The following is a 14987-nucleotide window of genomic DNA, read 5'->3' as shown; positions in this document are numbered from 1 at the left end:
CCAGGCCGTGCTCCCGGCCGTGAGGTGTCCGGGGAGCGGGCGGTCTGGGCCCCCAGTCAGCCAAACGAACGGGAGACCACCACCGTGGCCACCAACGCAGCGAACACCACCGACAACGCCGTCGGTACCCAGCGCGTCAAGCGCGGCATGGCCGAGCAGCTCAAGAACGGCGTCATCATGGACGTCGTCACCCCCGAGCAGGCCAAGATCGCCGAGGACGCCGGTGCCGTCGCGGTCATGGCCCTGGAGCGGGTGCCCGCCGACATCCGCAAGGACGGCGGCGTCGCCCGCATGTCCGACCCGGACATGATCGACGGCATCGTCGAGGCGGTCTCCATCCCGGTCATGGCCAAGGTCCGGATCGGACACTTCGTCGAGGCCCAGGTCCTGGAGTCGCTCGGCGTCGACTTCATCGACGAGTCCGAGGTCCTCACGCCCGCCGACGAGGCGTACCACATCGACAAGTGGGCGTTCACCGTCCCCTTCGTGTGCGGTGCCACCAACCTCGGCGAGGCCCTGCGCCGGATCGCCGAGGGCGCGGCGATGATCCGCTCCAAGGGCGAGGCCGGTACCGGCAACGTCGTCGAGGCCACCCGCCACATGCGCTCCATCAGCGGCGAGATCCGGCGCCTGGGCACCCTGGACGAGCCCGAGCTGTTCGGCGCCGCCAAGGAGCTGCGCGCCCCGTACGAGATCGTCAAGGAGGTCGCGCGCCTGGGCAAGCTGCCCGTCCCGCTGTTCTCCGCCGGTGGCGTGGCCACCCCCGCCGACGCCGCGCTCATGCGTCAGCTGGGCGCCCAGAGCGTGTTCGTCGGCTCGGGCATCTTCAAGTCCGGTGACCCGGCCCGGCGCGCCGACGCCATCGTGCAGGCCACCCTGCACTACGAGGACCCGGCCGTGATCGCCCGCGTCTCCCGCGGACTGGGCGAGGCCATGGTCGGCATCAACCTGGACGAGCTGTCCGACTCCCAGCGCTACGCGGGACGTGGCTGGTAGCCGCCGCCCCGACCGCCGAACCCACGACCAACGAGGCCGTACGTGACCGCCAGCCCCACCATCGGCGTGCTCGCCCTCCAGGGCGATGTCGCCGAACACACGCACATGCTCCGGGACCTGGGCGCCCGCACCGCGCGGGTCCTGTCCGCCGAGCAGCTCGACACCGTCGACGGTCTGGTGATCCCCGGCGGCGAGTCCACGACCATGTCCAAGCTCGCCGTCCGGTACGACCTGATGAAGCCGCTGCGCGAGCGCGTCGCGGACGGGATGCCCGTCTACGGGACCTGCGCGGGAATGATCATGCTGGCCGACCGTGTTCTTGGCGGAACGGCCGACCAGGAGACCGTCGGCGGCATCGACATGACGGTGCGCCGCAACGCCTTCGGCCGCCAGACGGAGTCCTTCGAGACCGGGGTGCGGATCGACGGGATCGGCGACGACCCCTTCGACGCGGTGTTCATCCGTGCGCCCTGGGTCGAGTCGGTCGGCCCGGAGGTGGCGGTACTCGGGAGCGTTACCGGTACGGACGAGGCCGGTAGGATCGTCGCCGTACGACAGGGCGGCCTGATGGCGACGTCCTTCCATCCCGAACTCACCGGCGACACGCGTATCCACCGCCTCTTCGTCGACATCGTGAAAGGACATGCATGAGCGGCCACTCCAAGTGGGCCACCACCAAGCACAAGAAAGCCGTCATCGATGCCAAGCGCGGCAAGCTGTTCGCCAAGCTGATCAAGAACATCGAGGTGGCCGCGCGTACCGGTGGCGGGGACCCCGAAGGGAACCCGACGCTCTACGACGCCATCCAGAAGGCGAAGAAGAACTCGGTGCCCGCCGACAACATCGAGCGCGCCCGCAAGCGCGGCTCCGGTGAGGAGGCCGGTGGCGCCGAGTGGCAGACGATCATGTACGAGGGGTACGCCCCCGGCGGCGTGGCGCTGCTGGTGGAGTGCCTGACCGACAACCGCAACCGCGCCGCCTCCGAGGTGCGCGTGGCGGTCACCCGCAACGGCGGCAACATGGCCGACGCCGGTTCGGTGTCGTACATGTTCAACCGCAAGGGCGTCGTGATCGTGCCCAAGGAGGGCACCAGCGAGGACGACGTGACCATGGCGGTGCTGGAGGCCGGGGCCGAGGACGTCGAGGACCTCGGCGAGGCCTTCGAGATCGTCTGTGAGGCCACCGACCTGGTCGACGTCCGCACGGCACTCCAGGAAGCGGGCATCGACTACGAGTCCGCCGACTCCAGCTTCCTGCCGACCATGGAGGTCCCGGTCGACGCCGAGGGCGCCAAGAAGGTCATGCGGGTCGTGGACGCGCTGGAGGACTCCGACGACGTCCAGAACGTCTTCACCAACGCGGACATCCCCGACGAGGTCATGGCCGAGCTCTGAGGCCGGGCCCGGACGCCGACCACGCGTCGACGCCCGTGGCCGCGCCCCCGCCGGGGGGCGCGGCCACGGGCGTTCCATGCGGCGGAGCGCGGGTCGCTCCGCCACCGGCCGTCAGGGCAGGCGGCGCAGGACCTCGGACGTGAACTCGTCGGTCCCGGCCTCGCCGCCCAGGTCGCGGGTGCGCACCCGGCCCTCGGCCAGCACGGCGCGGACCGCGTCCATCATCTGCCGCCCGGCCTCGGGGTGGCCGAGGTGGTCCAGCATCATCGACGCCGACCACAGCGCCCCCAGCGGGTTGGCCACCCCGCGGCCCGCGATGTCGGGCGCCGAACCGTGCACCGGCTCGAACATGGAGGGGTACTCGCGCTCGGGGTTGAGGTTGGCCGACGGGGCGATCCCGATCCCGCCCGCCACCGCCGCCGCGAGGTCGCTGAGGATGTCGCCGAACAGGTTCGAGGCCACGATCACGTCGAACCTGGCCGGTTCCAGGACGACCTTGGCGGCCAGCGCGTCGATGTGCTCCTGGTCCCAGACCACGTCCGGGTGCAGCGCGGCCCGCTCCGCCACCAGCTCGTCCCAGAACGGCATGGTGTGCACGATCCCGTTGGACTTGGTGGCGGAGGTCAGGCGGCCGCCGCGCCGCTCGGCGAGATCGAAGCCGTACTCCAGGACCCGCTCCACGCCGCGGCGGGTGAAGACCGACTCCTGTACGGCGCGCTCCCGCGGGGTGCCCCGGTCGAAGCGGCCCCCTTCCCGCGAGTACTCGCCCTCGTTGTTCTCCCGCACGACCACGAAGTCGACCTCACCGGGCAGAGCGCCGGTGACCGGGCTGGGCACGCCCTCCAGGACGGTGATCGGCCGCAGGTTGACGTACTGGTGGAACTCGCGGCGGATCGGGATGAGCAGGCCCCACAGGGACACGTGGTCGGGCACGCCCGGCCAGCCCACCGCCCCGAGGAGGACGGCGTCGTGGTGGCGGATCCGGTCCAGACCGTCCTCGGGCATCATCGCGCCGGTGTGCGCGAACCGCTCGCACGACCAGTCGAACTCGTCGTAGCTCAGGGCGAACCCGTGGTGGGCGGCGACCCGGTCGAGGACGGCGGTCGCGGGGGTGACGACCTCACCGCCGATGCCGTCTCCGGGGATCGTGGCGATGCGGTACTGCTGCATGGGGTCTCCATCGGATGGGAGGTGGGACGGGGCGGGGGCGGGTGGGACGGAGGTCAGGCGCCGGGGTCGGTGGCCTGGCCCAGGAAGGCGCGGAGGGAGGACGCGGTGGCCTCGGGCGCCTCCTCGGGCACGTAGTGGTCGCAGTCCAGGGGGTGTCCGCGCAGGTCCGAGGCGTACTCGGACCAGGCCTCGGGCACGTCGTAGTGGCGCCCGACGAAACTGTGCTCGCCCCACAGGAGCAGGACGGGGCACTCCAGACGGAGCCCCGCGTCCGCCCGGTCGTGTTCGAGGTCGACGGTGGCGGCGGCACGGTAGTCCTCGCAGGACGCGTGGATGGCGGCGGGGTCGCTGAAGCAGCGCACGTACTCGTCCACCGCCTCCGGGGCGAACGCGGACCCCCCGTGGTGGCGCGCGTTCATCCTGGTGCGGACCCAGAAACCGGGGTCCTGGCCGATGAGGTGTTCCGGAATGCCGTTCCCGGCCGTCAGGAAGAACCAGTGGTAGTACCCGGACGCGAAGTCCGCGTCCGCGTGCTCGAACGCGTACCGCGTGGGCACCACGTCCAGGGCGGCGAAGGCGGTGACGGCCTCGGGGTGGTCGAGGGCCAGGCGGTGTCCGACCCGCGCCCCGCGGTCGTGGCCGACGACGGCGAAGCGGTCGAAGCCCAGCTCACGCATGAGGAGGTACTGGTCACGGGCCATCGTCCGCTTGGAGTAGGCCAGGTGCCGGGGGTCGGAGGGCGGTTTGTCGCTGTCGCCGTAGCCGCGCAGGTCGGCCAGCACGACGCTGAACCCGTCGGCCAGGAGCGGGGCGACCCGGTGCCAGATCAGGTGGGTCTGGGGGTACCCGTGCAACAACAGGACGGGGGGTCCCTCTCCGGCCCGTCGGACGTTGAGGCGCAGTCCTCCGACCTCCACGCTGTGCCGGGTGAATCCGGGGAGAAGTCGGTCGTTCATGTCCTGATCACAGCAGCCCGGCACACCGCCCGTCCAAGACCGGTTGGCGATAGCGCTGATAGGCGCGGCCTATAGGATCGGACAGGATGGGGCGAAGGGGACGGGGGTGCGGTGTGGACGTACGGCAGCTGGAGTACTTCCTGGCCGTCGTGGACCACGGCGGGGTGAACCGCGCCGCGGCCGCTCTGCACCTGTCACAGCCCTCCCTGTCCCAGGCGATCCGCGTGCTGGAACGGGACCTGGGCAGCGACCTCTTCCACCGGATCGGCCGCCGCCTGGTGCTCAGCGACGCCGGGCACGCACTCGTCGAACCCGCCCGGGAGGCGGTGCGCGGGCTCGACCTGGCACGCTCCGCCGTGGAGGCGGTCCGGGGACTGCGCCGGGGGCGCGTGGACGTGGCCGCGCTGCCCACCCAGTCCATCGAACCCCTCACCGGGCTCGTCTCGGGCTTCACCGAACGCCACCCGGAGGTGTCGGTGTCGATCCGGGGCGCCCTGACCAACCGGGACACGGTCCAGATGGTCCGCACCGGCGCCTGCGAACTCGGCGTGGTCGCCACCGACACCCCGATGAGGGACACCGAGGTCCACGTCCACCCGCTGGTCCGTCAGTCCTTCGTCCTCCTGGCGCCCGCCAACGGGCCCTTCTCCCCGGGAACCCCGGTCCCCGTCGCGGACCTGACCGGACGGCGCCTCATCGTCGGCCACGAGGGCTCGGGCATGCGCCGGTTCGCCGACCGCCTGCTGGCCGGTGGTCTGGACGCGCACATCGCCGTGGAGAGCGAACACCGGGTGTCGATCCTGCCGCTGGTCCTGGGCGGTGCCGGGCTGGCCGTGGTCACTGACGCCTGGCGCGGGCTCGCCGAACAGGCCGGGGTCCTCGTCCTGGACCTCGACCCCACCGACCACCTGCACGTGGCCCTGATCAGTCGCCGGGGCCCGCTCACCGCCGCCGCCCGGGCCTTCGTCGAGCACGCCACCGCCCGACCGTGAACCGGGTGCTCAGCCGGTCATGTTCATCTCCGCGATGACCCTGGTCGGACGCACGCGCACCACCAGCTCACCGGCGACGCCGTTGCGGCGGCCGTACTCCTCGGCCACCTCCTCGCCCACGTACCGGCGGGCGATGGCGGTGGCGGTCCGAAGCAGCTCGTCGGGGTCCTCGGACACCTCGGCCACGCCCTGGACCTGCACGAAGCCGTACGGCTCCTCCTCCAGGTCCACCACCAGCGTCACCCGGGGGTCACGGGCCAGCGACCGTCCCTTCGCGGTGTCGCGCCCGGTGTTGAACACCAGCCCGTCCTCGTCGATGGTGAACCAGATCGGCGCCGCCAGCGGACGGCCGTCGGCGGCCGTGTAGGCCACCTTGCCCGTCCGCGTGCCACTCAGCAGGAAGTCTCGGACCTCGGGATCAGTCAGGGAGCTCATGGCCCCAACGTAGGCCGCGAGCCCGACGTGCCCCGGGTCCGACACGCTCAGGCCGGTGCGTGGAGCCGCCGGGGGAGGGGGCCCAGTCGAGGCGCGCGACGGACCGGCACGTGGGCGTCGTCCCTGGTCGGGCCGGTGAACACCGCCTCCAGCGGCAGCCCCAGGGCGTCGGCGAGGGCGGCGGGCGCCGGGCCCGGCACCGGTTCCAGCACCGGCCGGGCGGCGTCCAGCAGACCGGTGAGCCGGGCCTGGCGGGCCAGGTCGGGGGAGGCCCCGGGGGTGATCCGCACCGGACTCCCGTCCGCGAGTTCGTAGCCCACGCACCAGCGCAGGTCCCGACCCAACCGGGCGGGGGCGTCGGCGTGCGTGACCACCAGCGCGTCCACCCCCGCCGTGGCCTCCAACGCGTACCGGAGCGCCACCAGGTCCAGGTGACCCACCCGGAACCCGCCCTGCCACGGGTGGGCGCGGTTGTGCCGGTCGGCCAACCGCTTGGTGAGCAGCGCGTCCTCGGTCACCATCGGCCCCGCGCCGTGGCGGGTCGCGAAGGTGCGCGTCACCCCGATCCGCCGGGCCCCGTCCGCCGCCCCGGCCTCGGCCAGCAGCGCCAGCGGGTTCACGGCGGTGGTGGTGGACCAGGTCGTGTACGGGTGGAAGCCGTGCCACTCGTCCAGCAGCACGCCCTGCGCGCCCTCGAACACCACCGGCGTCCGAGCCAGCAGACGGCGCAGGTACCGATCGTCCACGAGCCGGACCCGCTCGGCGAAGGCCCGGTAGGCGTCCATGCACGCGTCCGGATCGGGGAGGGGTGCCCGGGCCGCACCCCCGTCGCCGTCCGCCGCCTCGGTCAGCACCGAGGCCAGCCGCTCCGCCAGGCGGTCCAGCTTGCGGCGGAGCCGCCCCGGAGACGCGCAGTCGCCCACCGTGGGCGCGTCCTCGGGGTGCTCCAGGGCATAGGCCATCGTCTCGCCCACCCCCATCCCGCACGAACCGTGCCGGTCCCGGCCGCGCGCACGCTCCCGGGCACGGTTGGCGGCCGCGTGCCACGGAGTGCTGATCAGCGCGCGCCGGTCCACCGTGACCAGGGAGAACGGGTCCGCCACCCCCAGCGCCGCCAGGTGCTGGGCCTCGGCGGCCAACGCGAAGGGGTCCACCACCACGAACCGGGACAGGTGGGTGGGCACCGGGCCGCCCGGGGCGAGCGTGCCCGCCCCGAACTGCGCGAACGTGTGGTGCCTACCGTCCGGGGTCACCACGTTGTGCGCGGCCTGGGCGCCGCCGTTGGCGCGCACCACGGCGCCGTAACGGCCCCCCGCGCACAGCAGGTCCACGGTCACGCCCTTGCCCGCGTCGCCGAACCCCAGGTCCACGACGATCGCGTGCTCATCGGACGGCGCCCGGCCGTTCACAGCCGGTCCACCCCGGGGCCGTCACCGGCCAGCCCCTCCAGGTCGGGCGAGGTGGCCACCGCGCCGCGCCCGCGCGCCAGCGGACGCAGGGCCCGGCCCACCACGTCGGCCTGGTCCGACCCGGCGTCGGCCAGGTCCCGCAGACCCTCCTCCAGGTCGATGGCCTCCTCACCCAGGCCCACGGTGACCGCGATCGTCTCGCAGACCGCGTCCAGGTCGTCCAGCAGGACCAGGTTCTGGCCCAGGTGCCGTTCCCAGAACTTCCGGACCCGGTCGTCCCGGAAGTGGTAGCTGCCGGTCGGCATGAGGAAGTACACCTCGTACTTGCGCCGCAGCTCCTCCAGGAGCTCCGGGAGGGCCACGTCCCCGTCGAGGTCGTCGCCGATCACCTCCCGGACCTCCCGCGCCTTGACCGCGCTGTAGGCCATCTCGTCGCCCACGATGAACAGGTACCCGCGCCGCCCGCGCTTCTCCAGGCAGTCCAGTGCGGTGTGCCGGGCCATGAAGTACATCGCCAGTTCGTAGGACTCGGTCATCTGACCCCCGCCCCCGCCCTCCAGCAGGATGTTGCCGAGGTCGTCCTCCAGTTCGTTGCCGGACTCGAACTGGCCGACCTGGAGCGGCACGCGGTCGCAGGTGGCGTCGCCGATGGCACCGAACAGGATCTGCGGGTCCTGCACGTACCCCCGGCGCAGGAGCAGCCCGAACAGGTCGGGGAGCTTGGCCTGGAGGGCGCGGGGCACGCGCCCCATGGAGCCGGTGACGTCGAAGAGCACCGACACCGCCAGGGAGTTCGGGTGCGCCTCGGAGTCGCGGCTCTCACGCATCGCCACGCCGCGCGGGTCGAGTGAGGCGTGGGCCCGCCACTGGTCGCGCGGGGTACTGGTGACGTCGTCGTGGTAGTCGAACCCACTGCTTCCGGCGGAGGCCTGGTAGGCCCGCCTGGCGTGGTGGGCGTCGGTGGACCAGCTGCTGCTTCCCATCGTCGTCTCCTTCTGTTCGGGGTGGTGGGTGGGTAACGGGGGTCGAGTGGTTCAGGCGGGCATGGCGAAGGGGCGGAACCGGCGCGGACCGAAGCACCGCTCCAGCGCCTCGTCCAGCTCACCGAGCAGTGCGAACGCGTCCTTGGGGCGCCTCTCCGGGGAGGGCAGCGTGCACCCGCGAGCCAGGGCCCGCAGCGGACCGGGGAGGCGGCCGTCGGTCACGAACTCCACGCACCGGGTGGCCATGTACACGTCGGTGGCGGGCACGGCGGGGCGGCGCTCGGCGACCTCCGGCGGATACGTCTCCCGGCGGTGCGGAACCATCGCCGGGACGTGCGGCGCGGTGCGCCGCTCGCCGAAGGTGACGGAGTAGCACCAGTCCACGAGGACGAGACCGTGCGCCTCGGGGTGGACCAGAACGTGCTCGGGTACGACCGCGCCGTGCACGACCCCGGACTGGTGGGCGTTGCCCAGCGCCACCAGCAGCCGCCGCCACATCCACGCGGCGTCGCGCGGGTCGATCCCGTCCGGGTACGCCCGTCGCACCTCGGCGAGGCTGTGGAAACCGGACAGTCGGCCCAGCACGTTGCCCCGCCGCTCCACACCCGTGGCCGCGTCCCGGTGGCGGACCGACTCCACCAGCTCCGGGGCGAACGCCCGGTACCGTTCGGCGCCGCGTTCGCGGATCCGGCGCAGCGCGGTTGCCTCGGCCAGGAGGAGGTCGTTGTCGCGCGGGGCCCGGGGGAGCTTGAGCAGTGCGTCCCGCCAGGGGCCGTCCGGCGCCGCGCCACGGGTGCCCTCCCGCCACCGCACCGGATGCAGGTCGGCCACGTCGCCGCTGGCCAGAGCGCCGTCCCGGCTCACGTGGTAGGTCCGCCCCCGGGCCACGAGGGTGATGTCGTCGAGGCCCAGGCCGCCCTCCACCGCCGTCCGGTAGCGCCGCCAGGCCTCGGTGAGCCGGGAGAACCCGGCCGCTGCCTCGGCGGAGCGCTCGGCGGGCGCGGTGTCGGGATGGAGCAGCCGGGCCAGGTGCCGGTACGCGGCGGTGGCGGCCACGGGGACCGCCTCGCCGTCGAGCGGCAGGGGACCGAACAGCGCGGCGGGGTCGGCCGCGAGTCCGAGCTCGCGCAGGGCGGAGTCGAGTCCGCCCTGGGGGTTGTGCTCCACGTTCACCGGTCTCCCTTCCGGGGGTGTGGCTCGACGAGTGCTCACGGGGTCCCGCTCACTGTTGGCGGCCCCGTCTCCTCACTGGGCGCCGCGCAGGAGTGGCGGGTGGAGCAGGGCGGCGCCGCCCGCCCGGTACAGCCGCGCGCGGCGGCCGCCCCCCGCGCCCCCGCGCTCGGCCAGCTCACCGGTGTCCTCCACGAACCCCGGGGTGGCCAGGATCTTGCGGTGGAAGTTGGCGGCGTGCAGGGTCCGCCCCCACACCGCCTCGTACACGCCGCGCAGAGCGGAGATGGTGAACGTGGACGGGAGGAAGGCGGTGGCGAGCGCGGTGTACTCCAGCTTGGAACGGGCGCGTTCGATCGCGTCGGCGAGGACGCGAGCGTGGTCGAAGGCGAGTTCGTGCCGGTCCCTGCCACCGTCGCCGTGTCCGAGGGCGGTCCACGGGACCCACGCGGCCTCGGCCGTGTCGCGGCCGGTGTGCGGGTCGGGCAGGTCGGGGGCCAGCACCATGTACGCCACCGACACCACCCGCATCCGCGGGTCCCGCGCGATCGCCCCGTAGGTGCCGAGCTGCTCCAGGTGCAGCTCGGCGGGCAGGGGGGTCTTCTCCGTGAGCACGCGCAGGGCGGCGTCCGGCAGGTCGCGGTCGGCCGGGGCGTCCGGTCCGTCCTGGGCCCGGACGAAGCCGCCGGGCAGAGCCCACCGGCCTCGCTGCGGCTGCCGGGTGCGTCGGCCGAGCAGGACGTGGGGGACTCCGTCGCGGATGGTCGTGGCCACCACGTCGACGGTGACGGCGACGGGCGCGAACGCGTTCGGGTCGTAGCCGGCGAGGTACCTGCGCTCGTCGGCCGCGTCGTAGCGACCCGCTCCGCGCGGGTCCCCGGTCGGCCCGTCGATCCCCTCGGACACTGCTTCCCCCTTGTTGTTCTCAAGCTGAGTTTTTCTCGATGTGAGTTCAACCTAGCACCGCTCGGTCCGCCCGTCCACCCCTGGGTCCGCCCGTCCACCCCTCGGGGGCGACACGCCGCGCCTGGCGGCCGATCCCGTCGGCGCCCGCCGCTAGCATGGTGCGAACGGACGTTCGAGAACACGGCCGTGGGCGACGAGAAAAGGACAGGGTGGGGACGTGCGCGTGCTGGGGATCGACCCGGGGCTGACCCGCTGCGGGGTCGGGGCCGTCGAGGGCGCCATCGGCCGCCCCCTGCGCCTGCTGGCCGCCGACGCCATCCGCACCAGCCCCGACACCCCGCTCCCGCAGCGCCTGGTGGAGGTCGAACGCGGCATCGAGGAATGGCTCGACAAGTACGAGCCGGACGCCGTCGCCGTCGAACGCGTCTTCGCCCAGCACAACCTCAGCACCGTCATGGGAACCGCCCAGGCCAGCGGCATCGCCCTGGTCTGCGCCGCCCGGCGCGGACTCCCCGTGGCCACCCACACCCCCAGCGAGGCCAAGGCCGCCATCACCGGCAACGGTCGCGCCGACAAGAAGCAGGTCGGTGGCATGGTGGCGCGTATCCTCGGACTCGACGGGCCGCCGAAACCGGCCGACGCCGCGGACGCCGTGGCCCTGGCCATCTGCCACATCTGGCGCGGCGGGGCCCAGGCCCGGGTCGCCCAGGCCCAACAGGACTTCGCCCGCAAGGTGGAACTGGCCCGACGCGCACGCGGCCGCTAGCCCCCGGCAGAGCGGCGGCGTGCGCGTCAGGCAGCACCACAGCCCCCAAGGAAGGAGACGGGCACCCCTCCCGGTGTCCACACGAGATGATCGCGTTCCTCACCGGCCGGGTGGCCGCACGCGGCGCGGCCAGCGCCGTGATCGACGTCGGCGGGGTCGGTATGACCGTCCAGTGCACTCCCTCCGCCCTCTCCCGGCTTCACGTGGGGGAGGAGGGCACCGTGGCCACCAGCCTCGTCGTCCGCGAGGACTCCCTCACCCTCTTCGGGTTCGCCGACGACGACGAGCGGAACCTGTTCGAACAGGTCCAGACCGCCTCCGGCATCGGCCCCCGCATCGCCCTGGCCATGCTCGCCGTGCACAGCCCCGACAGCCTCCGCCAGGCGGTGGCCACCGAGGACACCACCGCCCTGACGCGCGTCCCGGGCATCGGCAAGAAGGGCGCCCAGCGCATCGTCCTGGAACTGCGCGGCAAACTCGACGCCCCGGTCATGACCGACGGCACCCTGCCCCCCGCCGACGCCTCCGGCGGCACCGAACCCAACGGGGCCTGGCGCGGCCAGGTCGTCTCCGGCCTCGTCAACCTCGGCTGGTCGACCAAGGACGCCGAGGCGGCCGCCTCGGCCGTCGCCGCCGAGGCCGAGGACACCGGCGACGTCACCGTCCTGCTGCGCAGCGCCCTGCGCAGACTCAGCCGCGCCTAGCCACCGACAGGAACCGGAGGGAGAAGACCCGTGTACGAGCGTGACGCCGTCTCGCCCGAAGCCGACGTCGAGGAACACCAGATCGAGGGCGCGCTGCGCCCCAGGAACCTGGACGAGTTCGTCGGCCAGCACCGGGTGCGCGAACAGCTCTCCCTGGTCCTGCACAGCGCCCAGCGCCGGGGCCGCGCCCCCGACCACATCCTCATGTCCGGCGGCCCGGGCCTGGGCAAGACCACCCTCGCCATGATCATCGCCGCCGAACTCGGCGCGCCCCTGCGCATCACCTCCGGCCCCGCCATCGAACGCTCCGGCGACCTCGCCGCCGTGCTCTCCACCCTCCAGGAGGGTGAGGTCCTCTTCCTCGACGAGATCCACCGCATGGCCCGCCCGGCCGAGGAGATGCTCTACGTCGCCATGGAGGACTTCCGGGTCGACGTCGTGGTCGGCAAGGGTCCCGGCGCCACCGCCATCCCCCTGGACATCGCCCCGTTCACCCTGGTCGGGGCCACCACCCGCGCGGGCATGCTCCCGGCACCGCTGCGCGACCGCTTCGGCTTCACCGCCCACATGGACTTCTACGAGCCCGGCGAGCTGGAGCAGATCCTGCACCGCTCCGCAGGGCTCCTCGGCGCCCCGCTGGAAGGGGAGGCGGCCGGGGAGATCGCCGGCCGCTCTCGGGGCACCCCCCGGATCGCCAACCGGCTCCTGCGCCGCGTGCGCGACTACGCCGAGGTGCGCGGAGACGGCCGTCTCACCCTGGACAACGCCCGCGCCGCCCTGGAGCTGTACGAGGTGGACGCGCTCGGTCTGGACCGCCTGGACCGGGCCATCCTGGACGTGCTCATGAACCGCTTCCGGGGAGGCCCGGTGGGACTGTCCACGCTCGCGGTGTCCGTGGGGGAGGAGGCCGAGACCGTGGAGGTGGTCGCCGAACCCTTCCTAGTCCGCTCCGGATTCCTCGCCCGCACCCCGCGCGGCCGTGTGGCCACCCCGATGGCCTGGGCGCACATGGGGATCATCCCCCCGCCGGACGCAGCCTTCGGCGCCGCCGCCGACCCCGCCGCGAACGGGGCAGGGAAGGCCGGTCAGGGCACCTCGGCCTCCTGACCGGAGCCGGGAGACTTCACAAGCGGGCCCCCGTCCGGGCACAATGAGGCGCGTGCGCGAACCGGGTCCGAACCGTTAGCGCTCCGACCCCGGGCGGTGGGTGACCGGTGACCGGCGCCACGTAAACTGGGTCGAACCAGCCAGGACGGGGCAGCGGCCTCGTCTGGTGTCGTCGGACACCGGCGGAACGAGTTGGCTCCCCCGAGCGTTGTAGGCATCGGGTACGACTCCGGCCGCCGTGGTCGGTCGGCCCGAGAAGGTGGTCGTCGCGGTGTCCGAACCGGCAGACGTCGGCCACACGAAACGTCAGGAAGGACGCCCCCGTGCAGGGCATTTACACTCTCGCCGACGCGGCCCAGCAGGAGGGCAGCATCTTCAGCATGATGCTCCCGTTCGTGCTGATCCTCCTGGTCTTCTGGCTCCTCTTCTGGCGCCCGAACCAGAAGCGTCGCCAGCAGGAGACGCAGATGCAGAGTTCCCTGGTCCCCGGCGTCGAGGTCATGACCAAGGCGGGCATCTTCGCGACGGTGGTGGAGATCCACGACCAGGACGTGCTCCTGGAGATCTCCCCCGGTACCCGCATCCGGATGCTCAAGGCCGGTGTCGGCGAGGTCATCACGCCCGCCGCCGACGACACCCCGGTCGAGGACCGTCCCGACTTCGGCGACGACGACAAGCCCAAGGGATAGCACCGGGCCGGGCGTGACACCGCGCCCCGGCTCACCACAGACTTCGGTACCGGCCCCCCACCCGGGGCCGGTACCGCTGTTTCCCGGCCAACGCCGCCCGCAGATCCGCCGGGTCAACGCCCGACCGGACCCACCACAGAAGGCCCCGCCACCCATGCCTCACGACACCGCGATCCCGGACGCCCCGGACGCCGCCGACCTCGCCCTGATCGAGGCGCACATCCGCGACGTCCCCGACTTCCCGCACCCGGGCATCCTGTTCAAGGACATCACCCCCCTGCTCAACGAGCCCGGTGCGTTCTCCGTCGCGGTGCGGGCCCTGGCGGCGCCCTTCCTCGGAAGCGGGATCGACCACGTGGTCGGACTGGAGGCGCGCGGCTTCATCTTCGGAGCTCCCGTCGCCATGGCGCTGGGCGCGGGCTTCGTTCCCGCGCGCAAAGCCGGGAAACTGCCCTCGGACACCATCGACCAGGCCTATGATCTGGAGTACGGCACCGCGACCGTCGAGATCCACTCCGACGCGATCACCCCGGGCGGCCGTGTGCTCATCGTCGACGACGTCCTCGCGACCGGCGGGACCGGCAGGGCCGCGGTGGACCTGGTCCGCAAGGCGGGTGGTACGGTCGTGGGATTCTCCGTCCTGATGGAGCTCTCCGCACTGCGGGGACGGGAGAAGATGCCCGACGTGGAGCCGCGCACCCTCCTTTCGGTCTGAGGCCGACACCTCGCCTCGCTGCCGCCCCTCGGGGGAATACCCCGGCAGCCGGTCCTTGTTGACCTACTCCAGCACTCGGTGTGACGTACCTGGTGACCTGAGTCACCGTCCGTACCTCCGAGCCGGACCCGGGGAAACGAGGGGTCGGACCGCTCCCCGCGCAGGTGGGAAGTGGTCCCACTAGACTGACGGGCGAGGGGACCGCGGCGGCCGCGTCAACGACTGGCCCTGATGACACGCACGTGCACCGGAGGCGGGCCGAACGGCGACGTCGGCTCCACCGGGAGGAACCGCGGGAGGTAGGCATGCCAAACGAAGTGGTCTCGACCGGGGCGGTGTCCGAGCAGGGTCCGGACCGGGAGAACCCCGAGACGCCGACGGCCGCCACCCCCGAGGAAGCCGCCACGCGAACCGAGCGTGCGGACGGCAGTGGTGCGCAGGCCACCGACAGACCACAGAAGGACCGCCCGGAGGGCGCCGCGCGTGACGCGGCGCCCTCCGACGTCTCGGGGCCGGGGGCCCCGGGGGCGCAGGCGGCCGCCACCACACCCTCCACGGTGCGAGTACGCCGAAGGCTCGCCCGACTCGGGGCCCA

Annotated in this window: 16 protein-coding genes; 9 read left to right on the top strand and 7 right to left on the bottom strand. The window is 72.9% G+C overall.

The window, feature by feature from the left end:
- Positions 1–84 precede the first annotated feature (84 nt).
- The 3 genes from pdxS to BDW27_RS00295 are packed head-to-tail and all read left to right on the top strand — an operon-like array spanning position 85 to position 2390.
- A complete protein-coding gene (gene pdxS, locus BDW27_RS00305; RefSeq protein ID WP_026129538.1) occupies positions 85–996 on the top strand; it encodes a pyridoxal 5'-phosphate synthase lyase subunit PdxS in 912 nt (303 codons plus the stop codon).
- Positions 997–1038: 42 nt separating this feature from the next.
- Positions 1039–1647 (top strand): pyridoxal 5'-phosphate synthase glutaminase subunit PdxT, encoded by a 609-nt coding sequence (pdxT, locus tag BDW27_RS00300; RefSeq protein WP_017546187.1) that lies wholly within the window; start codon positions 1039–1041, stop codon positions 1645–1647.
- The gene (locus BDW27_RS00295) at positions 1644–2390 is read left to right on the top strand and encodes a YebC/PmpR family DNA-binding transcriptional regulator (protein WP_017546186.1); all 747 of its coding nucleotides are present in this window, start codon (positions 1644–1646) and stop codon (positions 2388–2390) included. The genes pdxT and BDW27_RS00295 overlap by 4 nt, the downstream gene beginning before the upstream one ends.
- A gap of 111 nt (positions 2391–2501) precedes the next feature.
- Here BDW27_RS00295 and BDW27_RS00290 read toward each other — a convergent pair whose 3' ends face one another.
- Positions 2502–3560: a tartrate dehydrogenase gene (locus BDW27_RS00290; RefSeq protein WP_110047765.1), complete on the bottom strand. Its 1059-nt coding sequence runs from the start codon at positions 3558–3560 to the stop codon at positions 2502–2504.
- 53 nt (positions 3561–3613) lie between these two features.
- Entirely contained in the window at positions 3614–4516 is a 903-nt protein-coding gene (locus tag BDW27_RS00285; RefSeq protein WP_110047764.1) for an alpha/beta fold hydrolase, read from the bottom strand.
- A gap of 113 nt (positions 4517–4629) precedes the next feature.
- On the opposite strand from BDW27_RS00285, the gene BDW27_RS00280 reads away from it, so the two are divergent.
- Positions 4630–5508 carry a LysR family transcriptional regulator gene (locus tag BDW27_RS00280; protein WP_110047763.1) on the top strand — a complete coding sequence of 293 codons (879 nt, stop codon included), beginning with the start codon at positions 4630–4632 and terminating at the stop codon, positions 5506–5508.
- Positions 5509–5517: 9 nt separating this feature from the next.
- On the opposite strand, the gene BDW27_RS00275 is transcribed toward BDW27_RS00280, so the two are convergent.
- The 5 genes from BDW27_RS00275 to BDW27_RS00255 all read right to left on the bottom strand — a co-directional run bounded on the left by BDW27_RS00275 (position 5518) and on the right by BDW27_RS00255 (position 10399).
- Positions 5518–5943: a PPOX class F420-dependent oxidoreductase gene (locus tag BDW27_RS00275; protein ID WP_026129536.1), complete on the bottom strand. Its 426-nt coding sequence runs from the start codon at positions 5941–5943 to the stop codon at positions 5518–5520.
- Positions 5944–5990: 47 nt separating this feature from the next.
- Entirely contained in the window at positions 5991–7352 is a 1362-nt protein-coding gene (locus tag BDW27_RS00270; protein ID WP_110047762.1) for an adenylosuccinate synthetase, read from the bottom strand.
- A complete protein-coding gene (locus BDW27_RS00265; RefSeq protein WP_017546180.1) occupies positions 7349–8335 on the bottom strand; it encodes a hypothetical protein in 987 nt (328 codons plus the stop codon). Before BDW27_RS00265 ends, BDW27_RS00270 begins: the two co-directional genes overlap by 4 nt.
- A 51-nt stretch (positions 8336–8386) precedes the next feature.
- On the bottom strand, positions 8387–9508 hold the full coding sequence (locus BDW27_RS00260) for a hypothetical protein (RefSeq protein WP_017546179.1): 1122 nt from the start codon (positions 9506–9508) through the stop codon (positions 8387–8389).
- 72 nt (positions 9509–9580) lie between these two features.
- Entirely contained in the window at positions 9581–10399 is an 819-nt protein-coding gene (locus BDW27_RS00255; RefSeq protein ID WP_110048070.1) for an NUDIX hydrolase, read from the bottom strand.
- Positions 10400–10628: 229 nt separating this feature from the next.
- Here BDW27_RS00255 and ruvC point away from each other — a divergent pair, with 229 nt between their 5' ends.
- The 5 genes from ruvC (at position 10629) to BDW27_RS00230 (ending at position 14392) form a co-directional block, all read left to right on the top strand.
- Positions 10629–11177: a crossover junction endodeoxyribonuclease RuvC gene (gene ruvC, locus BDW27_RS00250; RefSeq protein ID WP_017546177.1), complete on the top strand. Its 549-nt coding sequence runs from the start codon at positions 10629–10631 to the stop codon at positions 11175–11177.
- A gap of 86 nt (positions 11178–11263) precedes the next feature.
- Positions 11264–11881 (top strand): Holliday junction branch migration protein RuvA, encoded by a 618-nt coding sequence (gene ruvA, locus BDW27_RS00245; RefSeq protein WP_017546176.1) that lies wholly within the window; start codon positions 11264–11266, stop codon positions 11879–11881.
- A 30-nt stretch (positions 11882–11911) separates the two neighbouring features.
- Entirely contained in the window at positions 11912–12988 is a 1077-nt protein-coding gene (ruvB, locus tag BDW27_RS00240) for a Holliday junction branch migration DNA helicase RuvB (protein WP_110047761.1), read from the top strand.
- 323 nt (positions 12989–13311) lie between these two features.
- Positions 13312–13677 (top strand): preprotein translocase subunit YajC, encoded by a 366-nt coding sequence (yajC, locus tag BDW27_RS00235; protein WP_017546174.1) that lies wholly within the window; start codon positions 13312–13314, stop codon positions 13675–13677.
- A gap of 154 nt (positions 13678–13831) precedes the next feature.
- The gene (locus BDW27_RS00230) at positions 13832–14392 is read left to right on the top strand and encodes an adenine phosphoribosyltransferase (protein WP_017546173.1); all 561 of its coding nucleotides are present in this window, start codon (positions 13832–13834) and stop codon (positions 14390–14392) included.
- Positions 14393–14987 lie beyond the last annotated feature (595 nt).

Source organism: Nocardiopsis sp. L17-MgMaSL7, assembly GCF_003182025.1.
Lineage (GTDB): Bacteria > Actinomycetota > Actinomycetes > Streptosporangiales > Streptosporangiaceae > Nocardiopsis > Nocardiopsis prasina.
This window is presented reverse-complemented; position numbering and strand designations above follow the sequence as displayed.

What these genes read in the sequence shown, in the direction of transcription:
- ruvA (WP_017546176.1), top strand. Translation starts at nt 11,264, where the DNA reads ATGATCGCGTTCCTCACCGGCCGGGTGGCCGCACGCGGCGCGGCCAGC.
- BDW27_RS00290 (WP_110047765.1), bottom strand. Translation starts at nt 3,560, where the DNA reads ATGCAGCAGTACCGCATCGCCACGATCCCCGGAGACGGCATCGGCGGT.
- BDW27_RS00285 (WP_110047764.1), bottom strand. Translation starts at nt 4,516, where the DNA reads ATGAACGACCGACTTCTCCCCGGATTCACCCGGCACAGCGTGGAGGTC.
- BDW27_RS00230 (WP_017546173.1), top strand. Translation starts at nt 13,832, where the DNA reads ATGCCTCACGACACCGCGATCCCGGACGCCCCGGACGCCGCCGACCTC.
- BDW27_RS00275 (WP_026129536.1), bottom strand. Translation starts at nt 5,943, where the DNA reads ATGAGCTCCCTGACTGATCCCGAGGTCCGAGACTTCCTGCTGAGTGGC.
- BDW27_RS00295 (WP_017546186.1), top strand. Translation starts at nt 1,644, where the DNA reads ATGAGCGGCCACTCCAAGTGGGCCACCACCAAGCACAAGAAAGCCGTC.
- BDW27_RS00265 (WP_017546180.1), bottom strand. Translation starts at nt 8,335, where the DNA reads ATGGGAAGCAGCAGCTGGTCCACCGACGCCCACCACGCCAGGCGGGCC.